This window comes from Blautia sp. DFI.3.45, assembly GCF_020593505.1.
Taxonomy (GTDB): domain Bacteria; phylum Bacillota; class Clostridia; order Lachnospirales; family Lachnospiraceae; genus Blautia_A; species Blautia_A wexlerae.
In genome coordinates this window covers 1-7114 of sequence record NZ_JAJDMI010000081.1, presented here as the reverse complement: position 1 = coordinate 7114, position 7114 = coordinate 1, and the positions used below count along the sequence as shown (strand labels likewise).

Here is a 7114-nt window from a genome sequence, read left to right as displayed (position 1 = left end):
TTGTTTATGAGGTCCCTGACCAGGAAGAACTTCCACAGAACGGACATGAACTGTCTATTGATCTGGGGCTTCACAACCTTATGACGTGTTATGATTCTGAAAATGGGAAGACGTTTATCCTGGGCAGGAAGTACCTTGAATTGGAAAGATATTTCCATAAAAAGATTGCAAGGGTGCAGGCCCAGTGGTATGGGCAGCAGTCCGGAAAGGGAGTAAAGCATCCGGTCACATCAAAACATATCAGGAAGTTATATAAGAGAAAACAAGACTCAGTAACGGACTATCTGCACAAGATCACAAGATATCTTGCAGAATACTGCCGGGAACAGGAGATCACCTGTGTCGTTACAGGGGATATCCGGAACATCCGGAGAGAAAAAGACCTGGGACACAGGACAAACCAGAAGCTTCACAGCCTGCCGTATAACAGGATCTACATCATGCTGGAATATAAGCTGAAAAGATATGGGATCCGTTTTGTAAAACAGGAAGAAAGTTATACCAGCCAGTGCAGCCCACTGTCACCGAAAGTGGAGAAAAGATATGCAGAGCCGTCCAAACGGAAAGAGAGAGGGTTGTACAGAGATGGAAACAGAACCTATAACGCAGATGCCGTAGGCGCATATAATATCCTGAGAAAATATCACTCCGTATCCGGAGTAAAAAAAGAACTGTCCGTAACCGGACTGAAAACACCGGAAATAATAAAAGTAGCTGTATAGCTCTAAAGAGCAAACAGTAGTGGTGCCATGGATGCACCCTGAAAAAAGGCGGTATCCCGCCTTAATTCAGATGCTCTGGTAACTCAGTTGCCGAGTAATTCACTCTGCTATATACTGATTGCATTCAAACACTTGCAATCCATATAGGATTTCACTGATTCAGTCAGAATCTCACTCCACATCAAATTTCTCCAGGCTTTCCAGTCTTGCTCTGTATTTGGAGTCATAGGCATCTGTAAACGAAGCCTCTTTCTTCATTTTTTCGAGAGCTGCTGCTGCTTTTTTAACTGTCTGGATAGTACCGGCACCTGCTACACAGCCGCCCGGACATGCCATTCCTTCCAAAAGATATCCATTATATTTACCAATCTTGGCCATCTGGAGCATCTTCTTACAGTTCTGCAGACCTTCTGCATTCATTACCTTTACTTCCCGATCAGGATCAATACGCTTCACCGCATGGACAACCGCTTCTGCCACACCACCGCTGACTGCGAAACCTCTTCCGTCAGCACTGGCATGAAACAGTGGTTCTCCTTCCGGAATATCTTTCCAGTCCACGCCTTTGGCATCAAACATTCCTGCTACTTCCTCGAAGGTCAGCACAAAATCCACATAGCTGCGGATACTCTTACGGCTGGCTTCCAGCTTCTTGGCTGCACAGGGACCTACGAAAACGATCTTACAATCTGGTTCCTTCTGCTTGATCAGCCTTGCAGTGAGAACCATAGGTGTCAGTGCCATAGAGATACATTTCGCCTGTTCCGGGAATAATTTCTTAGCCATCATAGACCAGGACGGACAACAGGATGTAGCCATGAAAGGAAGTTTCTCAGGAACTTCTTCCAAAAAGTCCTTTGCCTCCTCCACTGTGCACAGATCTGCACCGACGGCAACCTCTCTTACATCTGTAAAGCCAAGTGCCTGAAATGCTCCCCGTATCTTATTATTCTCCATACCCGGAAACTGGCCTGCAATGGCAGGCGCCACGATTGCATACACCGGTGTTTCACTTTTTAATGCCATAATAGTCTGGAAAATCTGTCCTTTGTCTACAATAGCACTGAACGGACAACTTACCAGACATTGTCCGCAGGATACACATTTATCCTGATCAATCTCTGCTCTTCCATATTCATCAGAGCCAATAGCATTCATACCGCATGCCTTTGAACATGGACGTTCCTGTTTGATGATTGCATTATACGGACAGGCTTCCAGACACTTTCCGCATTTGATACAGGCATCTTCATCAATATGGGATCTGCCGCCTTCCATATGCACTGCTTTCTTTGGACAGACTTCCACACAGGGATGCTCCAGGCACCCCTGACAGCCCTCTGTGATCATTACCCTTTTTTCAGGGCAGGAATTACAGGCAAACTTGATCACATTGATAAGCGGCGGTTCATAATACTTTTCCTCAATAACGCTGGCCTCCACACCTTTGGAAATTGGCGCATGCTCTGTAACCTTTCTCAGTGACATCCCCATTGCAACGCGAAGTCTCTCACCAACTACCGCTCTTTCCAGAAAAATACTGTCACGATAAGTCGCAATTTCACCGGGTACGATCTTGTAGGGAAGCTCTTCCAGCATCTCCGGAGACTGGCCTTCATATGCCATCCTCGCAATTTCTGTAAAAATTTTGTGTCTGATTTCTGTTTTGGATGAATACAGTCCTCTCATTTTTTCCTCCTGATTTTCGATTCGGATAACTGTACGGCAATCCAATGCAGGGACACCGAACAATTTCCATTTATAATTTCATCACTGCTGCAATCAGCACACTCATTTTTCCTCCTGCTGAACTTTCAGCCACTTCACAGAGAAACGAAATTCCGCTCATTTCCGTTTCCTTATCTGCATATCATATCACCAAATGCTTCCAGGCTCAACACAACATCAGAATTTTCGCTGAATTGTCGCCCCCGAAGTTGCTGTTCATATGTTGTTATCCCCAGATTCCACTCATCTGTTCCTCCAGATGGTCCAAGATATAATTATAAATATCTACGGACACACTGTCCGGATAGTGGGTTCCGTCTACGGTGGAAAATCCCTCAGATACCAGATGGGAATATACGTCTATGTAGGTAACTCCACTCAGGCTTGCCTGCATTGCCGCGTTAAAACTTTCAATCTCCGCATTACTGCAATAGGGATCATTCTGCACCGGACCTACAGACACGAAATAAGTCTGCGCTCCTCTGTTCCCCCATTCAGCAGCTTTGGAATTAATATAACTGATGTAGTCATTGACATGATAAAGATCATTAACACCCATCAGGATAATAACCGCTGTATTGTCCTCAATCTGATCTTCTACCTGCGGCACTCCTGTAGATACCATCCAGTCATATCCCATAGAAGAAAGACAGGACCAAATGCTGTCATCGTTTACCGCATCCCTCAATCCCTCTGTTCTGGAATCTCCGATAAATACCAGTTTATCTGCGGAGATAGTGTCCGGATGGTCTGGCTTGCTTAAAGTTCCCTGGTCTGCCGGATTCTGTTTATCTGTCTCAGTTTCCTGCTCCGGTGTTGGAGTAGATGCAGGTATTGGTGTTGCTTCAGGCATTGGTGTTGCTTCAGGTTTTTGTGTCAGTGCCGATTTGGATTTCGGTGCCGGCGGACCTGCCACTTCTGCCCCATGGACATCTGAAAACATACAGACAGCTGCAATACATGCGGTTAATACGATTTGTCCGGTTCTATATTTTTTCGTAAATATCATTCCCTTCTGCAGTAATACTTACGTTACTTTTCACATATCTCAACTCCCTGGAGTGTGTTGCTGTGAACAGTAACATACTTACATCCCAGGCAGCATATCCGGCCATGAGAGGATTTCTCCGGAAATAATTTCCTCGTAATCTCCCTCAATATCCTGGCTTCTGCCTGCTTCGAACACGTTTGTCTCCGCTCCCCAGACACGATCTTCATATTCCCATATATGGAATCTCAGACCGCGAAACATAAAGTCGATGCTTCCGCATCCGTTTTCCTCTGTATATTCATAATGAATTTTCTTTGTTTTTAACGCTTCCTGTACTTTTTCCAAACGCATAAAATACCTCCTGATTATCTGTACAGTACCCTCTGTAATATAATACAGATAACTTTCACTGTAAAAAAATGTTCTCGTGTACACCCATCAAAAGTCAAACAGATATTCGCAATCCGCTTCGCTACACAGCTCTACATATGCTCTTAATCCTGACGCCATTATACAAAACGAATTATATCATACTCTGCTGCATAATATGTAATCTGAATGCCACTTCACAATTGCCGTTACTGTTCACTCCGTTCACAGTAACTTAGCCAAAATTCATTCCTGATTGCCTGTGGCAATGGAATATTGGTTTGTATGTCTCGGGATTTTGGCATATTCATGACAAAACACCTCGCGGATAGTGGTGTGTGAACAGTAACCAATTGCCCATTCTACATTCTAATCGATATTCACTCATCTTTATTTCTGTCTTTTCTTCGTTGGTATCGCCAGAATAATGATCGTAGCAATTACAAACAAAGTTCCAAGCATCATCTCTTTTTTTGGTTTTGTTTACTTTCATTGTTCGTTTGCATATTTCTGTTATCTTTCCTGTCTGTATTATTATGGATTCTGAATATTTGAGAATAAGTATAATCTGCTGTAACGACACTTGTCAAGAAAACAAAATACCGCAGAGACTTTCTTTGTCTCTGCGGCGATTTATAGCCCTGTTATAATCAGATATAATTTCCATCATGTACACTCTGCACTGTAAATGCAGATTTCTTTTTCACGAAATCAATCGCATCTTTCACAGTGATTCCGTCAATCTGCCAGTTCGCATAGAAACCATCCAGAGTCTTTAATGTCTCGTCTTTTGCTGTATTTTCATCAAGAACAAGAAGTACGATCAGACCTGCTGCCTTAAGATGGCGGACAGTTTCTGCATAGTTTTCACTCGCTGCCGGATGATACAGATAGGTATGTTTTCCAAGTACAGTCAGTCCCTTTTCTACCTGCTCTGCAAAATCAAGAGTGATTCCTTCTTTACCGATCGGGAATTCCACTACTACCGGTGTCTGACCTTTCAGTCCTGCACGAACCTGCTCGTCCACTTTTCCGATCTGGGATCTATCCTGAGAAACAAAGGTTTTTCTCACAACACCGCAGGCAGAAGTCATATTTGTGACACGATCTATCAGAATCAGCTCACCCAGTGTTCTGTGCCTGTCAAATTCGTCTACAACGATCTTCTCTGAGAATTCCAGAGTACAGGAAGCAATCTCATTTTTCTTTAAGGTATATGCGCTTTTCTTTTCACCTGTATTAACATCCACAGAATAATTGATCTTTGTAACCAGGCCGGGGATCATCTTTGTACCGATTTTTACAAAGAAGTTCTTGCCATCCGTAAGAGCATTGTCATCCATCCAGAGGATATCTGCTTCCACAGAGTCTGTAAGAACTGCGCCGGAATCAATGGCAAGTACACATCCGCGGGAAACATCTACTTCTCTGTCAAGCTGGATGGTAACAGGCTGTCCCTGTACAGCTTCCTGAACTTCTTTATCGCCAACAAGAATACTCTTTACATGAGCTTCTTCTTTACTGGGAAGAGTAGTCACAAGGTCGCCTGCCCTGATGGCACCATTCTCAATCTGTCCCTGGAATCCGCGAAACTCATGGTTTGGTCTGCAGACTCTCTGTACAGGCATATAGAAGCCCTTCTCTGTATCTTCCTTAATGTCTACGGTTTCCAGATGGGAAAGAAGCGCCTCACCTTTATACCATGGCATGTTGTCAGATTTGGTTGTAACGTTGTCACCTTCTGTGGCAGATACCGGAATAATAGTTACATTGGCAAGTTTCAGTTCTTCTATCAGTGCTGCGATCTGATTCTCAATGTCGCGGAAACGTTTTTCATCATATTCAATAAGATCCATTTTGTTTACTGCAAATACAAAGTAACGGATTCCCATCAATGCGCAGATTCTTGCATGACGTCTTGTCTGTACCAGTACTCCCTGTGAAGCATCCACCAGGATAACTGCCAGATCTGCAAAGGACGCACCCACTGCCATGTTTCTTGTATATTCTTCATGTCCGGGTGTATCTGCAACAATGAAGCTTCTGTTATCTGTTGTAAAATAACGGTATGCAACATCAATGGTGATTCCCTGTTCACGCTCTGCCATCAGACCGTCCAGAAGAAGAGAATAATCAATGGCACCGCCTCTGCTTCCTACTTTGGAATCCAGCTCCAGAGCTTTCTCCTGATCTGTATAGAGAAGCTTTGCATCATAAAGAATATGTCCGATCAGAGTGGATTTTCCATCATCCACACTTCCGCATGTAATAAATTTCAATAATCCTTTCATTCTAGAAATACCCCTCTCTCTTTCTTCTCTCCATGCTGCCTGCTGCCTCGTGGTCGATCACCCTGCTGGTACGTTCAGAAGAAACAGCACTTAACGTCTCATCAATAATCTCATCCAGAGTATCTGCTTCAGATTCAATACCTCCAGTAAGCGGATAGCATCCAAGAGTACGGAATCTGACTTTTTTGTTTTCAATCTTTTCACCCGGACGGAGTTTTAATCTGTCATCATCCACCATAATGATATTTCCGTCTCTGTAGATGACCGGTCTTTCTTTCGCAAAATATAACGGTACAATTTCGATATTTTCACGCTGAATGTACTGCCAGATATCCTTTTCTGTCCAGTTGGAAATTGGGAATACTCGCATACTCTCTCCCTTCTGGATCTTAGTGTTATAAAGCTTCCACATCTCCGGTCTCTGGTTTTTCGGATCCCATGCCTGAGCTGAATTACGGAAAGAGAAGATTCTTTCTTTTGCTCTGGATTTCTCCTCATCACGACGGCCGCCTCCAAATGCCGCTGTAAATCCATATTTGGTCAGAGCCTGTTTTAAGGCCTGTGTTTTCATGATATCTGTATATGCAGAACCATTGTCAAATGGGTTGATTCCTGCCTTTACACCCTCTTCATTGGTGTAAACCAGCATATCAATTCCGTTTTCCTTTGCGATTCTGTCGCGGAATTCGATCATCTCATGAAATTTCCATGTAGTATCAATGTGAAGAAAGGGAAAAGGCGGTTTCTCCGGGTAAAATGCCTTCATCGCCAGATGGAGCATAACGGAGCTGTCCTTTCCTATAGAATAGAGCATAACCGGCTTTTCACACTCGGCTGCTACTTCTCGCATAATATAAATCGCCTCTGCCTCAAGCGCATCAAGATGAGATAAGTTACTCATTGCATTATCCTCCTCTGTTTGTTTATACTCGGAATCTTTTCGTACTTGAGCAAATACACTAGAGCGTGTCTGAAAAATAAAAATTGCACAAAACGCATGTTTTATTTCCCTT

At 43.5% G+C, this 7114-nt stretch carries 6 protein-coding genes; 1 reads left to right on the top strand and 5 read right to left on the bottom strand.

Translation table 11 applies throughout. The features are described 5' to 3' along the window. Nucleotides 1-722, top strand: a 722-nt coding sequence (locus LJE09_RS16435) for an RNA-guided endonuclease InsQ/TnpB family protein (RefSeq protein ID WP_227311561.1), incomplete at its 5' end; no start/stop codon positions are given. A gap of 171 nt (nt 723-893) precedes the next feature. Here LJE09_RS16435 and LJE09_RS16430 read toward each other — a convergent pair. The 5 genes from LJE09_RS16430 to cysD all read right to left on the bottom strand — a co-directional run bounded on the left by LJE09_RS16430 (nt 894) and on the right by cysD (nt 7002). Then, nucleotides 894-2411: a 4Fe-4S dicluster domain-containing protein gene (locus LJE09_RS16430; protein ID WP_022380573.1), complete on the bottom strand. Its 1518-nt coding sequence runs from the start codon at nt 2409-2411 to the stop codon at nt 894-896. Between the two features lie 265 nt (nt 2412-2676). Beyond that, a complete protein-coding gene (locus LJE09_RS16425; RefSeq protein ID WP_055059736.1) occupies nt 2677-3459 on the bottom strand; it encodes a hypothetical protein in 783 nt (260 codons plus the stop codon). A gap of 78 nt (nt 3460-3537) precedes the next feature. Next, nucleotides 3538-3792 carry a hypothetical protein gene (locus tag LJE09_RS16420; RefSeq protein ID WP_008705184.1) on the bottom strand — a complete coding sequence of 85 codons (255 nt, stop codon included), beginning with the start codon at nt 3790-3792 and terminating at the stop codon, nt 3538-3540. 668 nt (nt 3793-4460) lie between these two features. Then, entirely contained in the window at nt 4461-6101 is a 1641-nt protein-coding gene (locus LJE09_RS16415; protein ID WP_227311560.1) for a sulfate adenylyltransferase subunit 1, read from the bottom strand. 1 nt (nt 6102) lies between these two features. After that, on the bottom strand, nt 6103-7002 hold the full coding sequence (cysD, locus tag LJE09_RS16410; protein ID WP_026649863.1) for a sulfate adenylyltransferase subunit CysD: 900 nt from the start codon (nt 7000-7002) through the stop codon (nt 6103-6105). Between the last annotated feature and the right edge of the window lie 112 nt (nt 7003-7114).

Bases quoted from the DNA above. Each gene is read 5' to 3' on its own strand.
- LJE09_RS16430 (WP_022380573.1), bottom strand. From the start codon at position 2,411: ATGAGAGGACTGTATTCATCCAAAACAGAAATCAGACACAAAATTTTT.
- LJE09_RS16415 (WP_227311560.1), bottom strand. From the start codon at position 6,101: ATGAAAGGATTATTGAAATTTATTACATGCGGAAGTGTGGATGATGGA.
- LJE09_RS16425 (WP_055059736.1), bottom strand. From the start codon at position 3,459: ATGATATTTACGAAAAAATATAGAACCGGACAAATCGTATTAACCGCA.
- cysD (WP_026649863.1), bottom strand. From the start codon at position 7,002: ATGAGTAACTTATCTCATCTTGATGCGCTTGAGGCAGAGGCGATTTAT.
- LJE09_RS16420 (WP_008705184.1), bottom strand. From the start codon at position 3,792: ATGCGTTTGGAAAAAGTACAGGAAGCGTTAAAAACAAAGAAAATTCAT.